Here is an 18,464-nt window from a genome sequence, read left to right on the forward strand (position 1 = left end):
ACCGCCTCCGCCCCGACCTCCACCACGCGCCTGGGCCTCAACGGCCAGAGAAAGCACAAAGAGCAGAACAGTCGTCAAGGAAAGGATTTTGTAGACTGTCTGATTTCTCATTTCTTCCCTCCTTTTTTCTCAGCGGGCTTGACCGGTTTGGGGACTTGGGAGAGGAATTCTATCCGATTGGCTTCCTTGGGTATGTCCAGGGCGAAAGTCGAATCGGATATGCTGGGGGAAAGGTTCCAGTCGGAGAAATCTGCCCAGTATTGAGGCTGTCCTTTTTCATTTTTATAGGTAAGGACAACCCTGCGGGGCAAAGGGTCTCCCTCAGCGGGGATCCACACCTGAAAATCCACGCTCTGACCACGAGCCGCAATATGGACACAAGGAGGACTCATGAGAGGAGTGGTTTCCACAATGTCGGCGGCAAGAACCCGCAGTTCCAATTCCTGGGGCAGCCGACTCACAAGGAGCATGGCCATAGGCAGGCGCATCCGGAGATCCTTCAGAAAGTAGGCCACCGCGCCATCGATATCCTCCGGGATGTCGGCCGTGGCATACATATTCCGTTTCGGGCTGAGCACCGTGACGGCCTTCCCGTCGAATACGACCGAGGACTTCTCCGCATCACTGCGCTCCACATCCACACGGAGGCGGTCGGGACGGACAATCGTAACACTTCGATTTTCATTGAATTCAATCTTTTGACCGGATTCCTGTACCACGTCGTATCCTGCCCGCAACGTGACGCTGAACTGCTTGAGCTGCGCCAGAAAATTTCCCATGCGCAAGAGTTGCTCCATGGCGGGACTGGGCTTGGAGGAATCCGTCGCAGCAGGGGCTTCAGCCGCTCCAACGGGACCTGCCAAAACCAGAGCCATCATGAACAAGACGCCGTAAATCATGTGTCTGTAGACTCGATGCATATGCACCCTCCTTGTGAGATGGACATGACGTGCGGGCAAACAGCGATTCTTTCAACGACGGATCCCATCCGTCTCACGCCAATGCCCTGCCCTAGTAGACAAATTCGATACGATTCACCACCTTTTCGACGACCTGAATTCCAAGCTTTGCCATTTCCTCCTTGGCGAGCTCGCTTACAGTGCCGGTGACCCATGCTTCGAATTTCTGGGAGCCGGGATTGGCCCCCTTGAAGGCAGCCATCGCCATGGGAACGCGCCGACTCGCCATCTCCGTCCAAATTCCGTGATCCAGCGGCAGAGGTATGAGCACCGTGTCATTGGCGGCCTTGGCAAAAACCAGGGGTCCATAAACGCTGAGATCCTTGATGGGCGCAACTTTTGACTGGTAGCCTCCCAGGGTTTCGGCGGTATTCATAAAAAAGTTCGCGGATTCCTCGTCGTCGGCAGAAAGGGCCAGCTTCAGGAGAACCTCCCGCCTCTTGGCGCCTGACAGGCTCGCCAGGGATTGGACAATGACCGTCTCCTGGGTCGGTGTGTAGGAAGGATGGTCCAGGAATCGCGTCACAAGATCGGAGGGAATGCCCATTGCCCGCAGTTTGTCGTCGTTCATCTGGCGGAGTCTTTGAGGTGGATATTCCCTGAGGACATCATTCAATTGCTGGGATACTCGGGTAGCGGACACGGTTGCCGCCGCAGCTCCTCCCACAGGCGCCAGCGCCGCCGAAAGGCTGAGGGACCCTATGGCCGTGGCCCACGCCAGGCTGTTGAGCTCCTTTTGCAGAGCAGTGTTGCTGGAATATACATCGACTCCCAGCTGAGCAGCCAGCTCTCTTTTATTGGAAGATACCGCCAGTGCCTGTTTGACCTTGCTGTCCTCCCCGGGAGCGGATTTGGTCGTGAGTCCGGTTTTTACGTTTTCGAACAGCCTGGCGACTCCTCGCGGAACACCCGTGATGGTATCGACCGGGTCCGTGATCAGGTTGGCACCAAACTCGATGGGCTGAGAAGCGGCATTCTTGAGACCCTTCAAATACGCTTCACTCTTCCTGGTTTCCTGCATAATTCCGATGGCCCAGATTTCTCGAAGCAGTTTTCGGAGTGCAATGCCCCCTGTCACCTCAAATGGGGCGAAGTCCGAATCCACCCGGTATGTATGCATATAACCGTAAGAAATTACCGTATTGTTGATGCGATAGTCCTTTCCCGCAAGCAGCTCCTTCGGAAGAATATCCGATGCCTGTTCGTTCACGGGAACCTCAAAACCGGCCGCACCGAATGCCTGAACGGCGTAAAACTGGCCAAGCATCAAGGCAAAAAAACAAATCAGAACGAATCCAAGGAAATGTCTGGCATATGAACCCAAATGGAACATCAGTGTTTCCTTTCTACAATGGTAAATAATCGAAAAAATTTTAGATCTCACGGGCGCCGTGGTATGCAACGGTGAACCGCCTGTGATGCCGTGCCGCCAAGGTCTCCACCGCATGAAACAGGCGCTGGTAGAACCCGCAATACGGGTCTTTGCGAAGTATGTCACCCCAGACGGTATAGGCCCTCACGGGGCATCCTCCATGGCAGAGGCTCAAATACTTACACTCCAGGCAGTCCTCCTTTTGAATGAGCCGGCCCGGTCTGGACCGAAGTCGTTGGCGAACAGGGCTGCCCAGCAACAATTCCGACAGGCTGTCTGCTTCAAGCACGTTGCCGAACCGGAATTGAGGGTAGCTGGCTACCCAGCAGTCACACTGGGCGACATGTCCACTCGGATCAATACAGAAAAAATCATTGGCACAGTTGCTTTGCCAGATACAGTGGAAGTCCCTGTGGCCATACAGGAAATGATCGAGCAGTTTATCGAAGGGCCCAATTCTGACCCCGTCTTCAAAACCTCTCTCCATCCAGATATCAGCCAGCTCGGCCGCAAACCGGCTCAGCCGTTCATTGTCCAGGGGAAATCCCATTTTGGCGGTGTGTCGAAAACCACCGGGGAAAGGGGTGTTGATCTGAAAGCTCCTGATTCCGAGCTCATTGACAAAATATGAATAAAACCGCTCGGCCCCCAGCTCCAGAGTCCACTGGTTGGGGACTGCAATGACGCCAATCTCGATGCCGGCTTCCCTGGCCTCACGGACCTTGCGCTCCCAGACCCGTTGGTACTCCCCGGGTCCTCCCCCCTTGAGCCTCCTGTAAGAGTTGGGGTAATCCATGGAAGTGCCGACCGTGTTGCCGAACATCTCCGAGACCACCTCATTCCAGTGCCTGCCGTAACTGATCCAATTGGACTGCAGGTAGTTGAATGCCTGCTTTTTTCGAGCCGCAAAGGTTTCTTGTATGAGCTCATAAGCTCGCCGAAACCAATCCGGCGGCAGAGTAAGGACTTCCCCCCCCTGCCAATAAATGGACAGGCCCTCGATGCCGGTCTCTTCCATGTAATCCGTGACTTTACCAAGAATATCATCAAGTTGTTCCAAATCTAGACTGCGTGTGGACTTGTTTTCGAAGCAGTAATCGCAGTCGGCATTGCATCTCAAGGTTGGCAGCAGAATGAGAGAGAAATGCCCGGTGTTCATCACAGCCCCTCTCGACCTCTGGCGGGAAACGATGCGAGATCGCCTCGCAGTTCATCCGCTGCTTCTTTGAGCGTCCGAAAAACAGCCTTGATTTCTTTGCAGTCATATCCGCCATGAGGCACCTGGAAATAACCAACGCAATGGTGGAAGAACTCGCAACGGGAGCACATCGCTTCTCGGGATTCCAACTCCCTTTTGAGCTCCGGAACGAAAGAGGCCGGGTCATCCCCCAATTTGGCCATACCCTCTCCCCTCGCGAGCCTTTCCTTTCCATCGGCACCCAGATAACGGATAAAAGCCGGATCTTCTTCCTGAATACTCCAAAGGGTGACAGTGTCTTCACGATAAAACGCCAGGAACATACTCTGAAAATACTCTATGGGCTGACTCATCGTCGTCTCGTGGAGATAGGCATGCAGCAACGACAGCATTTCTGCAACCCGGGCCGGGTCCGGTTGATCCGCGTGCAACTTCACTGCAAAGTTCAGTGCAGCCGCAAGCTTGGCCACTTTACTGAATCCGGAGACGACTGGTACGGTGATTCGGACAGGATGACTATCCAAAAGCGGTGACCAATGGTAGAGCATGGGAAGGTCACGCTCCGGCTCCTGCACGACCAGATCCAGGGGGACCCCGGCTCCCCAGCGCATGAGAGGATGCAGGTCAACATCAGAGCTCACGACCTGAAGGCACGCAACCCCCTGTAGGTCTTCACCGGTGAGACTTTCCGGGACCTCCGCCGGATTGTGTGCACGGACGATGAGGCGCCGCCCACGGTATGCAGCGACCATCGAAAGCGGAATATTGTAGACAAGGGAATCCATCAAAGCTGTTCGCCTTCAGCATACACTGGAAAACCAATAGGTTGTACCGGAAAGCTCCAACATCACCTGCGGCCATGCGAGCTTAAGTGCCTGTTTTGCGAATAGCTAAGCGCTATACTCGATAAGCTTGAAAAGTTGCCTTTTTTGACTCACGCGGAGACGCGGAGAGCGTGGGGAAAAGCAAGTGGCAATAGGCTCTGCGCCCTCTGCGGCTCCGCGTGAAAATGAAGTTTTTCAACTTCCAAAAGTATAACAGCTGAATCTTTACCTAAAATCGATTGACCCATGAACCGCCCCGATTGATCCAGCCGGCACCTCGATTAGCCCAGGCTCCACCTCCTCCGATTCGGTTGGCCCAGGCTCCACCGCCACCTCCATTGACCCACCCCGCACCACCGCCGCGGTTGACCCAGCCTGCACCACCTCCCCCGCGGTTCACCCACCCGGCCGCCGCCTCCCGATCCTGACTCAGCAACGCACCGCCCGCAACGACTCCCCCAATGATGGCCATTGACCACTTTCCAAGGCCGATGAGGAAGCGCCTCCGGTCTACCAGTTCAGCCTCCTCATTGATGCTTTCCTCACCTTCACGTGATTTGAGATCCTGGTCCATTTTCAACCTCCATTTTCGTTCTCGAGTGAATCAGGTTGGGCGCCAAGGCTCCATTTTCCTGCTCTCGCAAAATCCCTATTTCCATGTTGCTGAAGTCGAAGCCATGACAGGTTATCCAGACTGTTCGGGGTGAGACTCCTCAACGCCGAGGCGCGAAAAGTGCAAGCTAACGATCCTCCACTTGCCCCGGACTTTCATCAGCGTTCCGGACATATTGAATTCGCGCTCCTTCTTTTCGTTTTTCAGAGTGCTCTCGATACGGGTCGTCACGGCAAACCAGGCCATATCTCCTCTGGAACCGACCGCAATCCAGTCATACTTGAAATCCAGAGTCTTTGCGTCAAACTTTATAAAAAACTGGTTGTAGGCGCTTCCGATGGCTTCTTCCCCCAGGTAGGTCTCGCCCGGCCCCGTTCCCATCAGAACGATTTCCGGAACAGGTGCATAGGTTTCCATGATTGCTTTGAGGTTCTGAGCATTGAAGGCCTTATTGTGAAGCTCCACCAAACTCTTCACATCGGCATCCACGCCATTGCCTTTCTGCCTGGCAAGGCAGGGCGAAGCCAATACGATACAAAGGAAAAAGGACAACATCAGATTCCTTTTCAGGGCCATGGCTTTTCCTTTCTTCAAGTGTGTTAGGGTGGTCATGATAGCGGGGGCCAATTCAATCAGGAGAAGTATCGGCCCCCTCCCCCTTGCTGCAGGCAAGGGCTATGGCGCCGAGCAGCGCCTGCTCGTCAAAGGGTTTCTGCAGGAGGGCAAACGCCCCGGCTTCCCTGGAAAGGTTCATCCAGTGTGCGTCTTCACGGGACGTCATGAAGATGACGGGGCATTTCACTCCCGTAGATGCAAGCCTGGCATAGAGGTCAAAACCCGACAGTACAGGAAGTCGCACATCCAGGAGGAGACAAACCCTTTCCCAGATTACATCGGATTCCAACACCTCCTCGGCGGATCCATAAACGATGACAGGATAACCATTGGACATGAGCAACCTTTTCATGGCCTTTCGCACCGACTCATCATCATCCACAACAAGCACAGTCAAAGGTTTCTCATCCACAGTGCTATCACCTGTTATAAGGAAGGCATTTCGGCTGTTGGATCCCTGAACGACCCCTCCCCACGGGCAGTGTCCGGGGAAGGAAACGGCAGTTGGAGAAGGAAGATGACGACCTATGGCCGTTCGCATTTGACTTTAGCGAAACTGAAAAGGGAGAGATATTGGACTTTGGTCCAATAGGGCAGGTTAATCGGCTGAGGAGCCGATTCCCAGTTTTTCTGCCAGGCGGACGAGATCGGCGAGGGATTCCGCACCCAGTTTTTCCATAATGCGGGCGCGGTGTACTTTGATGGTCTTTTCGCTCGTTCCAAGGACGTAAGCGATCTGTTTGTTCAGCATGCCGGTAATGACCAGTCTGAAGACTTCATCTTCACGGGGGGTCAATGCCTTGATACGCAACTGGAGCCGTCCCAGTTCTCTCTGCTTCTGTCTTCCCTTGGAGTCCGCGCGAATAGCGCAGGTGACGATATCCAGCAGATCCCCATCCATAAAGGGCTTCTGAAGAAAATCCACCGCACCGGCCTTCATGGCTCGAACGCTCATGGGAACGGTTCCGTGACCGGAGATGAAGATGATGGGAAATGTGATCTTCCTTTTGACCAGAAGATCCTGGAGCTCGAGCCCATCCAGGCCGGGCATTTTCACGTCGAGGATGAGGCAGCTCGGCGCATCCAGATGCTGGAAGTCCAGGAACTCGATGGGTGAAGTGAAAGTACGGACGCTATATTCGGCCGAGCGAAGGAGCCTTTCCAGGGATTTCAGCACGGATGGATCGTCGTCGACTACGTATACGACCGGATTTACTTCTGTCATGGCCACCTCAAATGTCCATGGGCAATATGAAGTAAAAGGTGGCGCCGCCTTCAGGGTTGTTCCGGGCCCCGATCGTCCCACCGTGGGCCTTGATGATGGACCGACTGATGGAAAGACCCATGCCCAGCCCGTCCACCTTCTTGGTACAGAAGGGTTCGAACAGGCGATCCATAAAATCTTTGTCGATGCCGGTACCCGAGTCTCTGACAGAGACCATGACCGAGTGACTGTCCTGAACCACTGTTGTGATGACCAATTGTCTTGATTTCTGCGGGGTATCCTTCATGGCGGCTGCAGCGTTCAGCACCAGGTTCAAGAGCACCTGCTGCAGTTGGATGCGATCCCCCAGGACGGCGGGCTGCCGGGAATCCAGTTCGGTCACCAGGGAGGTCTCCTCCAGGGGCGACGCTGTCCGGACCAGCGCCAGGGTTTCCTGGACAGCCTCATTCAATCTCACCGTTTCGCGCCGGGAAGGCTCCTTCTTCACAAGATTCCGTATCCCCTGGATCACCTCGCTTGCCCTTTTATCATCCTGTATAATATCCGACAGGATTTTCCGAACCTCATCCAAATCAGGGGGATTAGCGGAGAGGAAACGCTGCGCCGCGCCGGCATTGCAGAGAATGGCCGTGAGGGGCTGGTTGATCTCATGGGCCAGCGAGGTGGCCAGTTCCCCGATGGTGACCGTTCTCGTGACATGGGCGAGTGCTTCCCTGTGCTGTTGCGCCTCCAGCTCGGCATTCTTTCGGTCGGTGATGTCCCGGTTACTGGCCCGAATGCCCAGGAATTCACCGCGCTCATCGGTCACCAGCCTGCACACATGCTCGATCCAGCGGACACTTCCATCCGGAGTTCGAATGCGCAATTGAATGGTACGGAACGGGTGCTCCAAGGGATTGGCACGAACATGCTCTTCCCAAATGGCATGGTCCTCCGGATCAAGAATTCTGCCAAAAAGCGAAGGGTCTTCCATGAAATGCCGAGATGAATAGCCGGTGATGCGTTCGCACGAGGGAGAATTATAGAGCAGCCTCCCGTCGGGCGCTGACCAATACTCCCAATCGTGGGTGAAATCGGCCACTGTCCGATATTTCAACTCGGCCTCGCGAAGCGCGCGATCCGCGAGGCGTTGTTTGCGGAGACTGACGATGAGGGCGGATATGAGGAATGCCTGGATAAAAAGGATCGCGGCAATCCCCAGGATCTGCCATCTGTATGTTTCCCACAGGGAAAACTCCCTGTAGCGCACAATGCTTCCCGGCGGTAGTTTTTCTTTAGAAATTCCCCAGCGCTTGAGCCAGCGTGCGTCGAAAACATATTGGATTCCACTCCCATCGGAAGATTCCACATGGCCAGGCTTTTCTCCTCGCAGGATGCGAAGAGCTACCCCGGCTACCCTGGCTCCATGAGCCGTGTGACTCAGAACGTGTCCCCCCACGATCCCGGACCCGATGTACGATTCGGCAACGCTGTAGATCGGCGCGTTCGCCTCCTCGGCAATGAGGGCAAGCACATCGGGGGATTTGAATGCTTTCCCGTTGCCATCCTTGAAAACAGACATGTAAAACAGCAGGGAGTGCTCAGGCAGTTGAGATGCGCGCTGGATGAGCTCTTCCATGGGGAGACCGGACAGGTAGTGGAATTCAACCCGGCTCTCGAAATTGCGAAAACGCTCTCTGGCCATCCCTTCCAACGATCGATCGAACTGTGAAGCGCCGGTCACGACAAAAACATTGCGGACGTCGGGATGAAGACGCATGGCCAGAGCCAGTGTTCCCTCCACATCGAGCACGTCCGTTACCACTGCCGCAACGGGCACCTCCAAGGGAGCGCCCAGGAGCCTGGGGTCCTGTTCGCTGAGGATGACGGGGACCTGACGTAAGGATTCCGGACCGTATCTCTCGAGAAAATCGAGGGATGGCCGTAAATTGGCAACAATGAGATCCATCTTCGGGTTGGAATACTTTTCATGGTATAGGTCCATCAACTTCTCGTAGTAGCGCTCGTCCGGGAATCGCGTCAGGTCCATGCATTCGAGGTAGAGCTCGAACTGGTAGTCCTTGGAAGCAGACAGCACGGATCGGAAGCCGTTGTCAAGATTGAGGAACCCCGGCATGTTGCTCTCGTAAGGGAACAGAACCAGGATGCGCTTTGTAGGTACTGCTGCCGATGCATCTCGAGGAATCAGGAGAAGAAACAGCCCCAGGATCAAAATTGCAATGGATTTTATTGTATATCGCAAGGATCTCATCGGATGATCGTTTTCAAATAACCCCGGGGGACAGAATGCTTCAGCTCACCACAGGCTTTTAGAGTAAGCCATTCAAGCTGTCAAGGCAATGAGAACCTTGGCCGGGACCACCCTGCCTACTCCACCCCATGCGATGTACCGGTCTTTCCTGGATGGTGACAGGTGCTCCGTCGGTCTGTGGACGCTTTATGGCAGGGTGGACTTGACAAGGTCTTTCGATTTGTTGGTTCCCTGTTCTTTTGTAGGAGCGGCTTCCAGCCGCGACAGTCTTACTGTCGCGGCTGGAAGCCGCTCCTACAAAAGTCAAGCTTTGACCATTTGCAGTGTATCATGGAGGAGTTTCGATGGAAGAGTCCACGAGGTCCCACGCAGCAAGGCTGGCGATTCGCAACTTCAGAATCGCCGCAGACGCTCTCCTGTTGATCGGTCGTTTCAAGTTGAACGGCCGATCTGGTCAGGTCCTGCAAGATGCCTTGAAAACTCTCAGTCCCGAAATTTACGGGACCATGAACGATCCCAGGAGCATCGAGCTCAGGGGTCTTGAGTACGTCATGGACAGACTGCCGCGCGGGATCGAGGAATGCACGCGTTTCGTCATGACCTCTGAAGAAGATTTAGGGGACACGCCATTCGTAATGCTCGAGCCGCCTAAGCGCAGGAGGACATCCTATCGAATCAACGAAAGGGAGATGTGCTTTGTTATCACACGTGGTTTCAGCGAGATATACGACATCTTGACGCACCTGACATTTTTGAACATCGAGGCCAAGAACATTCACAGCAAAATGAGGGATCAAGAGGGGGATCTGACGACGGAATGGAAGGAATTCGAGAAGTTCATGGAAGCAGAAAATGAAATGGATGGTGAAGGTCTCAATCGCGCACTATGGAACCTCAGCATCCTCCTGGGGAGGACATTTCATGAAACAAAAAGCAGCTATGAATACTTTGAGAAATCCAGGAAGGAGTTGAATGCCGGCAACGGTCTCTTCAAAATTGTTCACAGTCTCGCAAAAGGCATCGAATACCAGATCGATCAGCAGGTTGATGTAGAGATCCAGTTCACGCCGGATTTGAGCTATGTCATCCTACATCAGGTATACGGAAAACGATGGGCCAGGAATATCCTCGAGCAGCTTCTGGAACTGAATTTAGAGAAACGCCCTCTGCACTTGATCAGCTCGAACCTCCACAGCGTTCTCAATCTTCTGTATGGCTGCGCGGCGGCCGAGGCCGGCCAGGATCGGAGAATCACTTCTGATCTTTATTCTTTTGTTCAAGATGTGCGAAATAGAAGCCACGAAGTCAAGGAGTATGCGGGCAAACACGGCTTCTACGAGGTCCCGGATACGAGCGGTGCCCATATCGATTGTCAGATCATCGATACTGCACAGCTCAACCACGAGAGTCTACACCCTGATCTTCGGATCGACCTGCAAGCCCTGCCAGACGAAAAGCCGGTGATTCTCGTAATGGACTATGCATTTGGAACGCAGGCATTTGAGTTGATCGATTCTCTGTTGGAGCCCCTGATGATCGGAGGAGAAGAAAAAGACATGAACCTCTGTTCCATATCCATCATGGGAAAAGCGGGAACACTCTGCGGAAAGAAGGGCGACATCATGATACCGACTGCTCATGTCGTCGAAGGCTCCGCCCATAATTACATCCTGGACAACGACCTGACCGCAGCTGATTTCGAAGGTTATAAGGAGGTCTTCGTCGGTCCTGTCATCACGGTGCTGGGTACCTCTTTGCAAAATCGGGACGTGCTTGAAACGTTCCGAAGCACCAGCTGGAAAGCCGTGGGGCTGGAAATGGAAGGCGGGCATTACCACCGCGCCATCAGCGCCGCACTGATTCGACATCATATCTCCAAGGACGTGAAAGTCCGCTATGCCTATTATGCGTCGGACAATCCCCTCAAGAGTGGTCAGACCCTCGCTTCGGGCAGCCTCGGAGCCGAAGGGGTCCGACCCACCTACATGATCACCAGGTGCATTCTGGAAAAGATCTTCAGGTCCTGAGGGAAAAATCAGACACAATCAGCATCCGTGCATGCGCGCGCCCTTCGTCATTCCCACCGCGGCTCGCGGGAATGACCACTGGTCCGGGATGTTTTCAAGTCCCCCTTTGAAAGGGAATGCGCTGAGACGGTCACACCCCGCGTGCCCCCCCTCGACAATGTTGTTGACCTTACGTCACCCCGGTGGAAACCGGGGTCCATAAGATCTTTATTTTCCTGGATTCCGGCTTTCGCCGGAATGACGGGGCTGCTTAAGCCAACAACATTGGCCCCCCTCGAGGGGGGAATCGCACGGTCCCATGGGATGAAAACTCTCGCCAACCCGCCCTCATGCACGCCTTTACGCCATTTGAGGCAAAACGTGTGCTACTGGCTGATCACCCCTCCCGTCCGAACTTCGACAAGCCGCTTCGAGATGGTTTGCGCCCAATAGGTGAGGATATTCTCAGCATCTCCCCACTTCCACTGGGCCGCAGTCTTCAGCGACATACCGCCTTTTCGCTCATCGACCATGGCCGCCAGGCGCTCCCCTGTGAGGGAATCGGTGATTTCACCCTCCGCACGGGCCGAACCGGTAAAGGCGTAGCTATCCGTGGCAAGGGACTGGGCGGCATTGAGCAAACGCGCCTGGGGGATGACGACCGAAATCGACCTCAGGCATGGCGTGGCTGCGGTGGCATTGGTGATGGCCGTTCGCAATATCAGGACACCGGGTCCCGGCTGATCCACCAGTTTGAAATCTTTCTGAAGGTTTTCTCTGAGTGTATTGTAGAAGAAGGTGCTGAGGGTCTTTTGCTCCTCAATCGGTACCGTAGAGTTTGCTTTGTCCCAGAACTCAACGGGTACAATTATGACACTTTTATAGCTGCTCCATTGAGCGTTGGGATTGAGATAAACCAATCCAGCACGGTCCTTACCACCAGGTTTGAGCTGGGAATAATCTCCGAGAAATCCCGAGCAAAGGAGTGCACTCTTTTCACTTTCCCCTTGACCCGTCGCATCGGCTTTGGAGGCGACGGTCGTGGCGCACCCCAGCAATCCGGAAATCATTAAAAGTACGGCCGCTATGGCCACCAAACTTTTCACTGCCGGGTACTCTCTTTCCATTTCAACTCCTCCTGGTAAAGTCTCTCCCTGATGAATTTTCTCTTTGCCGGCCTACCCTTCGCTAATCCACTCCAATGCCGGTCGAAAGCCCGTAAAATCAAAGTTAACATTTTGCAGCACTATCGCTTCGACATGTTGATGGTCTCGGTTTCCTGCCAGCCCCCCCCAAGGGCTTTGTAAAGCTGAACCACTGTCAGGAGCTGCTCCAGTTCGGTCCGTGCCAGGGTGGTTTCGGCGGGAAAAAGGTTTTGCTGGTTCTGTAATACCTCATAGTAGCTCGCCTTGCCCGACACGTACCGCTTCAGAGCAACCTGGACCGCTTCCTCGTAGGCCTTCACCGTACGCAACTGCTGGGTGCGGGTTGCCGCAAGCTTCTGTCGGGAAATCAGGGCGTTGGAAACTTCCTGGAAAGCGTTCAGAGTCGTCTGCTCGTACTTCAGCCTGGCTTCTTCCCAAACCGCCTTCGCCTGTCGATATTGCGCGACCAGTGTGCCGCCCTGGAAAAGGGGACCCGCCATGGAGCCCCCAACAGACCAGAGGTTCGATTTGCCCGATGTAAATGAAGACAGCTCCGGGCTGACTTGACCCAGCAGGGCGGTGAGGCCTATCTGGGGAAAGAAGTTCGCCGTGGCGACACCGACCTGCGCATTGGCCGCACGCAGATTCTGTTCGGCCTGGCGTATGTCCGGACGCCGCTCCATCAATGCGGACGGCAGTCCTGCGGGGATTTCGGGTGGGCTGTACTGGTCGAGCAGGGCCGCACCGCGATCAACCGGTCCAGGATTGCGCCCCAGGAGAACATTGATCTGATTTTCTTTCAGCACGATCTGCCGCTCGATCTCGGGAATGTTGGCTGCGGCGGTACCCACCAGCGCCTCGGCGCTGGCAGTCTCCAGCTTGGAAGCCACCCCTCCTTCAAACCGCTGAGTGAAAATCTTCAAGGTTTCCTCAAAGGACTGTGCATTCTTCTTGGTGATCTCCAGCTGGCTCAGCATGCTGTAGCCGACGATGGACGAGTAGTATTTCACTCCCGGCGTCTTGCTCAGAATTTCTTCCGCCTGCCTCATGACTTCATCGGTGCGCTGCAGCGAAGCCGCATCGGGCAACTGCACTCCGGCGTACATGTAGCCTTGATCCTCCTCCGGCAGGAAGCTCATGGGAATACCCTTGCCGAGAAAACCCGCAAACACCGTGATACCCGCCAGGAGCAGAAGCGATATGAGGCTCCTCCGAATGAGCAGTCTGCACGTGCTGACGTACCCACCTGTAGCACGGTCGAACATGTGGTGCTCGACGGCCTCCACCACCACGATGGCGTCATCCACGACCAAACCGATGGCGAGCACCAGTCCGAAGAGAGACAAAGTGTTGATGGAGAAGCCAAAGAGGGGAAAAAGTGCGAAGGTCCCCACGAGGGAGACCGGCACTGCCAGGAGCGGGATCAAAGTGGCGCGCCAGCCCTGGAGAAACAGGAAGACCACGATGATCACGAGGGCGAGGGCTTCATACAGCGTTTTCTGGATCTCCTTCATGCCTTCGGTGACGGCCAGGGTGGTGTCGAGGGCGATGGCATAGTCGAGGTCCGGGGGAAAGCTCTCCTTGAGCCGCTCCATGAGCTTTTTCGCCCCTTCCGCAGCCTCAATGGCGTTGGATCCCGGCAGCTGGTAGAGCGCCACGAGGGCTGCAGGCTTCCCATTCAGGCGGCCAATGAGGTTGTAGGTCTGAGATCCCAGTTCAATACGGGCGACATCTTTGAGACGCACGAAAGACCCGTCCGGCTGCGCTCTAATGATGATTTCGCCGAATTCCTGCTCGCTTTGCAAACGCCCCTGGGCACGAACCGCGTACGTGAACTCCTGCCCGGGAGGTACGGGCTCCGCGCCGATCTGGCCGGCGGGGTTCACGGTGTTTTGCGTCTTGATGGCGTTGACGATTTCGGGGATGGTGATGTTGAGCTTGGCCAGCTGGTCGGGCTTTACCCAGAAGCGCATGGAATACTGGCCCGCACCGAAGATCGTGACACTGGCGATCCCGGGCACGCGGGTCATCTGGTCGTTGATGTTGATATAAGAGTAATTGGCGAGGAAGATGCCGTCGTAGGTCCCGTTGGGTGAGTAAAGCGCGAACATGATGAGGGGGGCGGACGTGGACTTTTGCACCGTGACGCCGTAATCACGGACATCCGACGGCATTTGGGACTCGGCCTGCCCCTGGCGCATCTGTGCCAGGATCTGATCGGTGTTGGGATCGGTCTTCACATCGAAATTGACGTATAGCGTCATCTGCCCGTTGTTGGCATTGAGGGAATACATGTAATTCATGTTGTCCACACCGGACATCTGCTGTTCGATGGGTGTCGCGACGGACTGCTCGACGGTGACCGCATCGGCACCGGTGTAGGTGGTCTTCACCTGGATTTCCAGAGGGACAATGTTGGGAAACTGGGCGATGGGCAAACCCGACATCGCCACCAACCCAATGATGACCATCAGGATGGAAATCACCATGGCGACGATGGGGCGGTTGATAAAGAACTTGGCCATGGTTTATTCCTTCTTGGGAGTGGGGGTTGGCACGGGCTTTGGCTCGGGCTTCGGCGATGAGCCTGAGGGCGAATTCGATTCCACCTGCACGGGCTTGGGGCTCACCAGCATGCCTTCTTTCACCTTTTGAATTCCCTCCACAATGACGCGCTCACCCGGCTGCAGGCCGCTGGAAATGACCCACAGGTTCTCCACACGCTCCCCCGTCTTGACCGAACGAATGTTGACCTTGTTGTCGGGATTCACCACCGCGACCTGATAGCTCCCCTGCAGTTCAATGACCGCCCTCTGGGGAATCATGATGGCTCCCTTTTTCACGTCCATAATGGCGCGCACCCGACCAAACTGCCCTGGACGCAGCACATTCCCTGGATTGGGGAAAAGGGTTGCAAGACGAATGGTGCCGGTCTTCACGTCCACCTGCCGCTCGGCAAAGGAGAATTCTCCCTTGTAAGGATAGACGCTGCCGTCAGCCAGGATAAGATCCAGCTTTTGACGCGCAGCCTCGGGCATGGCTCCGCTTTTGGGGACTCCCCGAATTAAAACCATGTATTCCTGTTCGCTGATGGGGAAATAGACCTTGATGGGATCCACCGTGGAAACCATAGTCAGCTCTCCTGTCTGACTCGGGCCGACCAGGTCGCCGATCTGGGCGTTGGCACTGCCGGCAATGCCGTCGACGGGAGAGGTGATCCTGGTGAAGCTGAGATTCAGTCTGGCCTGTTCGACGTTTGCTTCCGCCGCCTGGACCCCGGCTTTCGCGGCAAGATCGGCCTGGACCGCGTCGTCGAGCTCCTGTTGACTGATGGCGCTCTCCTTGGCCAGGGGCCGATAGCGTTTCACGTCCAGTTGGGTTTTTCCTAACTTCGCCTTGGCAATTGCCAGCTGAGCTTCGGCCAGGTCCAATGCAGCTTTGAAGGTCCGAGGATCGATCTCGAACAAGAGATCGCCTTTCTTCACCGATGCGCCCTCTTTGTATGCCTGCCTGGCGAGATACGCCGTCACCTGCGCCCTGATTTTGGCATTCACGAGTCCTTCCGTCGTGCCGATCCATTCGGAATAAACGGGCAAATCCTTCTGGACAACGGTTGCGACCTCGACTTCAGGGGCTGAAGGTACCTGTGCCTGAACTGTTTCCTCCAACCCGGCCCAGAGGATGAAGCACGCTGATGCCAGAAGGATTCCCCTGAAGCCATTCTTTACGACAAACAGCCTCAGCAGGCCGCAAACACTCTGCCGACGTCTCACACTCAATGCCTTTTCATCTTGCATAGGGTCACTTCTGAATGATTCTGAACCAGACAGTTGACACACCCAAAGGAAAGGGACCGATTTCCCCAGTGAATGCATGATAGAGAATACTGCGCACAGGCTTCTGATTTGCCGTTTGGCTTCGATGATTATGGAGCATATCGTCACAGCACGGCTAAATGGGTTTCAGAGTGGAGCATATTATCTGGAGGTCCGTGAAAGTGCTATTGGACTTTGGTCCAATAGCTCGATATCGTGCATGGAATGCGCCCTGCATCGCTACCGGGCTTTGGCCCGGTAATACTGCGGGGCGTATCGTGGCCCATGGAATGAACCTCCATGTTCCTATACGCATTAAGGAACGGAAACTTCATTTTTGTAGGAGTGGCATCCTGCCACGACAATGAGCCGGTCGCGGCAGGATGCCGCTCCTACAAAAAACACGGAGTCATCGAATCGAATGTTTTCTACCTCATCAAGTATGCATACGTCATTGCTGCGGATGAAAACGGAGATGCCCTCCTCACCATGGCAAGATCATTGGGGGGCACTACGATCGTTCCGGTTGTCTTCTTTCCCTTGATGCAGAGTCATCAAACGCGCCACGATGACTACAAGGTACATCTGGCAGCTGATCGCTTCGGCCACAGCCAGCGCACGCGCCGGGCCACCGACCGGTATGATGTCACCGTACCCCACGGTGGCCATCGTTACAAAGCTGAAATAGATCGTATGCGCCAGCGGGTTTTGTTTGCTCTCCGCGAGCGGCAAGCCTTGAATGGAAAGCGATCCCGGCCACTGGGCTTCGAAGACGGAGAAGAGCAGCCCGCACATGACACCTACCAGCAGGTATGCGTCGAGAGCGGCAAAAAATGCGCTCGGAATTGACGGTCCCGTCGCTCAGGATGAAACGCAGCAGGATACAAATGGATACGAGGAAAATGGCTACGCCCCCTCCATGGCTTGTGGACAGGAGCGGTTCATAATCCAGCAGGGCATGACCACTCCTCAAAATGAGAACCAGTGCCAAAAGTCCTAATCCGACATAGGTCCCGAAACCGAACAGTGTGACAACAACCGCCGCAAAGATGTTGACAACCAGGAAGAGCTCCATGAACCTGTTGCTGAAGCCCATTGACGCGAGCACCGGTGCAGCCACCATCGTCAGGAGCAGCGAAAAAAACAAGCACGCGAAACGGCGCCGAAGGTAAAGATTTGCCAGACTACGAATAGTGGTCATCGCCTATTTTTCCTGAAGTTCAGGCGCGGAGGCATCCAGCATTGCGATTTTTCGAGCGTATAGGCTGATCCCCGGCACGGCGCTCAGCCCGTGGGCAAAAATACTCAGCAAGACCGTTGCCATTACCGCCAGTCTGATGGTGGATTCGCCCGGCAGGCGGGATTCCTGTTCCAGGTACACCAAACCGAGCACAATGGAAGCCAGTCCACGCAGTCCGAACCAACCCATGAAGACGGCAGTGACCACGCTCAGGCGCGTGCCGATGAGAGCCATTGCAACGGGGAGCATCCGCACCACCGTCAGGCTCAGCATCGCGTACACCGCAAGCGCTGGAGTAAACTGGCGCATGACGCGCGCGACCAGCATGCCGAAAAGAAAAAACACAAAAAAATCCAGCAGCCGCCCCCACCCTTCCGTGAATTCGACACTCTTTTGGCCGGCTTCTCCAAATCCCATCTGGACGACCAGACCGGCCACGTAGGCTGCGATGAACATGCTTCCGCCAATGGGCTCACACCCTATGACACAGAGGATCGGCAGCGCCACCAATCCGAACTGCTGCAGCGATTCAGCCATCCAACCCTTGCGATTGGCCAGTCCCAGCAGCCCGCCTCCCGCAAAGCCGATGGCTGCGCCGACCAGAGCACCGAAGCCGAGCTGCTCCCATACGAATTGCATCAAGACAGCTCCCGCACCCTTGGTGCTGACTTCGGCCAACGCGATGAAGCACATCATAAACGGGACCGACAATCCGTCGTTCAGGCCCGCTTCGACGTTGAGGGCCTGGCGAACACGCGTGGGAACCTGCGGGCTGTTCACAATCACCTCACCGAGGCCGGCATCGGTTGGAGCCAGGATCGCTGCAAGGATGCTCGCTTCCCACAGTGACAGCTCAGGAAATATAAAAGCCGCCGTGAGGGCGCCGAGCAGGATGGTCGGAAGCATGCCAATGCTCAACAGGCGTATCGGCAGATTCTCGTTGGCCCTCAGGACTCCGAGATTGATGCGGGTGGCGTCCGAAAAAAGCGTCAGCACGAGTCCTATTTCGGCAAGGAGAAGAAATGCCTTGCGCTCCGCATCCAGTTCACCCAGCACCGGGAGGGTGATAACGAGCAGCATCCCGACCCCGGTAAATACCATCGGGGCAGTCAGGATGGTGTGCTCCATCCGCCTGGATGCCAGGCTGTAGCCGAAAACCAATAGAATGAACACCACCAGAATGGTCATCGCCTCCTCCCGC

General features: G+C 55.3%; 15 protein-coding genes. 1 reads left to right on the plus strand and 14 read right to left on the minus strand.

Annotated features, from left to right (window positions below):
- Positions 1–107 precede the first annotated feature (107 nt).
- The 9 genes from MWC30_RS17810 to MWC30_RS17850 all read right to left on the minus strand — a co-directional run bounded on the left by MWC30_RS17810 (position 108) and on the right by MWC30_RS17850 (position 9,048).
- Positions 108–920, minus strand: coding sequence for a DUF2092 domain-containing protein (locus MWC30_RS17810; RefSeq protein WP_244085556.1), 813 nt, complete (start codon positions 918–920; stop codon positions 108–110).
- 91 nt (positions 921–1,011) lie between these two features.
- Entirely contained in the window at positions 1,012–2,292 is a 1,281-nt protein-coding gene (locus MWC30_RS17815) for a hypothetical protein (RefSeq protein ID WP_244085557.1), read from the minus strand.
- Positions 2,293–2,332: 40 nt separating this feature from the next.
- Positions 2,333–3,490, minus strand: a complete 1,158-nt coding sequence (locus tag MWC30_RS17820) for a radical SAM protein (protein WP_244085558.1) — start codon at positions 3,488–3,490, stop codon at positions 2,333–2,335.
- On the minus strand, positions 3,490–4,314 hold the full coding sequence (locus tag MWC30_RS17825) for a hypothetical protein (RefSeq protein ID WP_244085559.1): 825 nt from the start codon (positions 4,312–4,314) through the stop codon (positions 3,490–3,492). Before MWC30_RS17825 ends, MWC30_RS17820 begins: the two co-directional genes overlap by 1 nt.
- Before the next feature lie 268 nt (positions 4,315–4,582).
- Positions 4,583–4,927: a hypothetical protein gene (locus MWC30_RS22595; protein WP_263009267.1), complete on the minus strand. Its 345-nt coding sequence runs from the start codon at positions 4,925–4,927 to the stop codon at positions 4,583–4,585.
- Positions 4,928–5,038: 111 nt separating this feature from the next.
- A complete protein-coding gene (locus tag MWC30_RS17835) occupies positions 5,039–5,542 on the minus strand; it encodes a nuclear transport factor 2 family protein (RefSeq protein ID WP_244085560.1) in 504 nt (167 codons plus the stop codon).
- A gap of 52 nt (positions 5,543–5,594) precedes the next feature.
- Positions 5,595–5,993: a response regulator transcription factor gene (locus MWC30_RS17840; protein WP_244085561.1), complete on the minus strand. Its 399-nt coding sequence runs from the start codon at positions 5,991–5,993 to the stop codon at positions 5,595–5,597.
- 186 nt (positions 5,994–6,179) lie between these two features.
- Complete coding sequence (locus MWC30_RS17845) at positions 6,180–6,806, minus strand: response regulator transcription factor (protein WP_244085562.1); 627 nt, start codon at positions 6,804–6,806, stop codon at positions 6,180–6,182.
- Positions 6,807–6,813: 7 nt separating this feature from the next.
- Complete coding sequence (locus tag MWC30_RS17850; RefSeq protein WP_244085563.1) at positions 6,814–9,048, minus strand: ATP-binding protein; 2,235 nt, start codon at positions 9,046–9,048, stop codon at positions 6,814–6,816.
- Positions 9,049–9,401: 353 nt separating this feature from the next.
- On the opposite strand from MWC30_RS17850, the gene MWC30_RS17855 reads away from it, so the two are divergent.
- Complete coding sequence (locus MWC30_RS17855) at positions 9,402–11,084, plus strand: hypothetical protein (protein ID WP_244085564.1); 1,683 nt, start codon at positions 9,402–9,404, stop codon at positions 11,082–11,084.
- 365 nt (positions 11,085–11,449) lie between these two features.
- Here MWC30_RS17855 and MWC30_RS17860 read toward each other — a convergent pair whose 3' ends face one another.
- The 5 genes from MWC30_RS17860 to MWC30_RS17880 all read right to left on the minus strand — a co-directional run bounded on the left by MWC30_RS17860 (position 11,450) and on the right by MWC30_RS17880 (position 18,451).
- Complete coding sequence (locus MWC30_RS17860) at positions 11,450–12,190, minus strand: DUF3313 domain-containing protein (RefSeq protein WP_244085565.1); 741 nt, start codon at positions 12,188–12,190, stop codon at positions 11,450–11,452.
- Positions 12,191–12,309: 119 nt separating this feature from the next.
- Entirely contained in the window at positions 12,310–14,733 is a 2,424-nt protein-coding gene (locus MWC30_RS17865; protein WP_244085566.1) for an efflux RND transporter permease subunit, read from the minus strand.
- Between the two features lie 3 nt (positions 14,734–14,736).
- Entirely contained in the window at positions 14,737–16,005 is a 1,269-nt protein-coding gene (locus MWC30_RS17870) for an efflux RND transporter periplasmic adaptor subunit (RefSeq protein WP_244085567.1), read from the minus strand.
- Between the two features lie 516 nt (positions 16,006–16,521).
- Positions 16,522–16,818 carry a potassium channel family protein gene (locus MWC30_RS23090; RefSeq protein WP_368860886.1) on the minus strand — a complete coding sequence of 99 codons (297 nt, stop codon included), beginning with the start codon at positions 16,816–16,818 and terminating at the stop codon, positions 16,522–16,524.
- A 409-nt stretch (positions 16,819–17,227) separates the two neighbouring features.
- Entirely contained in the window at positions 17,228–18,451 is a 1,224-nt protein-coding gene (locus tag MWC30_RS17880) for a cation:proton antiporter (protein ID WP_244085569.1), read from the minus strand.
- Between the last annotated feature and the right edge of the window lie 13 nt (positions 18,452–18,464).

The organism is Desulforhabdus sp. TSK (assembly GCF_022836495.1).
GTDB lineage: Bacteria > Desulfobacterota > Syntrophobacteria > Syntrophobacterales > Syntrophobacteraceae > Desulforhabdus.

What these genes read in the sequence shown, in the direction of transcription:
- MWC30_RS17815 (WP_244085557.1), bottom strand. Translation starts at nt 2,292, where the DNA reads ATGTTCCATTTGGGTTCATATGCCAGACATTTCCTTGGATTCGTTCTG.
- MWC30_RS17845 (WP_244085562.1), bottom strand. Translation starts at nt 6,806, where the DNA reads ATGACAGAAGTAAATCCGGTCGTATACGTAGTCGACGACGATCCATCC.
- MWC30_RS17810 (WP_244085556.1), bottom strand. Translation starts at nt 920, where the DNA reads ATGCATCGAGTCTACAGACACATGATTTACGGCGTCTTGTTCATGATG.
- MWC30_RS23090 (WP_368860886.1), bottom strand. Translation starts at nt 16,818, where the DNA reads ATGTGCGGGCTGCTCTTCTCCGTCTTCGAAGCCCAGTGGCCGGGATCG.
- MWC30_RS17825 (WP_244085559.1), bottom strand. Translation starts at nt 4,314, where the DNA reads ATGGATTCCCTTGTCTACAATATTCCGCTTTCGATGGTCGCTGCATAC.
- MWC30_RS22595 (WP_263009267.1), bottom strand. Translation starts at nt 4,927, where the DNA reads ATGGACCAGGATCTCAAATCACGTGAAGGTGAGGAAAGCATCAATGAG.
- MWC30_RS17860 (WP_244085565.1), bottom strand. Translation starts at nt 12,190, where the DNA reads ATGGAAAGAGAGTACCCGGCAGTGAAAAGTTTGGTGGCCATAGCGGCC.
- MWC30_RS17820 (WP_244085558.1), bottom strand. Translation starts at nt 3,490, where the DNA reads ATGAACACCGGGCATTTCTCTCTCATTCTGCTGCCAACCTTGAGATGC.
- MWC30_RS17855 (WP_244085564.1), top strand. Translation starts at nt 9,402, where the DNA reads ATGGAAGAGTCCACGAGGTCCCACGCAGCAAGGCTGGCGATTCGCAAC.
- MWC30_RS17835 (WP_244085560.1), bottom strand. Translation starts at nt 5,542, where the DNA reads ATGGCCCTGAAAAGGAATCTGATGTTGTCCTTTTTCCTTTGTATCGTA.
- MWC30_RS17870 (WP_244085567.1), bottom strand. Translation starts at nt 16,005, where the DNA reads ATGCAAGATGAAAAGGCATTGAGTGTGAGACGTCGGCAGAGTGTTTGC.
- MWC30_RS17865 (WP_244085566.1), bottom strand. Translation starts at nt 14,733, where the DNA reads ATGGCCAAGTTCTTTATCAACCGCCCCATCGTCGCCATGGTGATTTCC.
- MWC30_RS17880 (WP_244085569.1), bottom strand. Translation starts at nt 18,451, where the DNA reads ATGACCATTCTGGTGGTGTTCATTCTATTGGTTTTCGGCTACAGCCTG.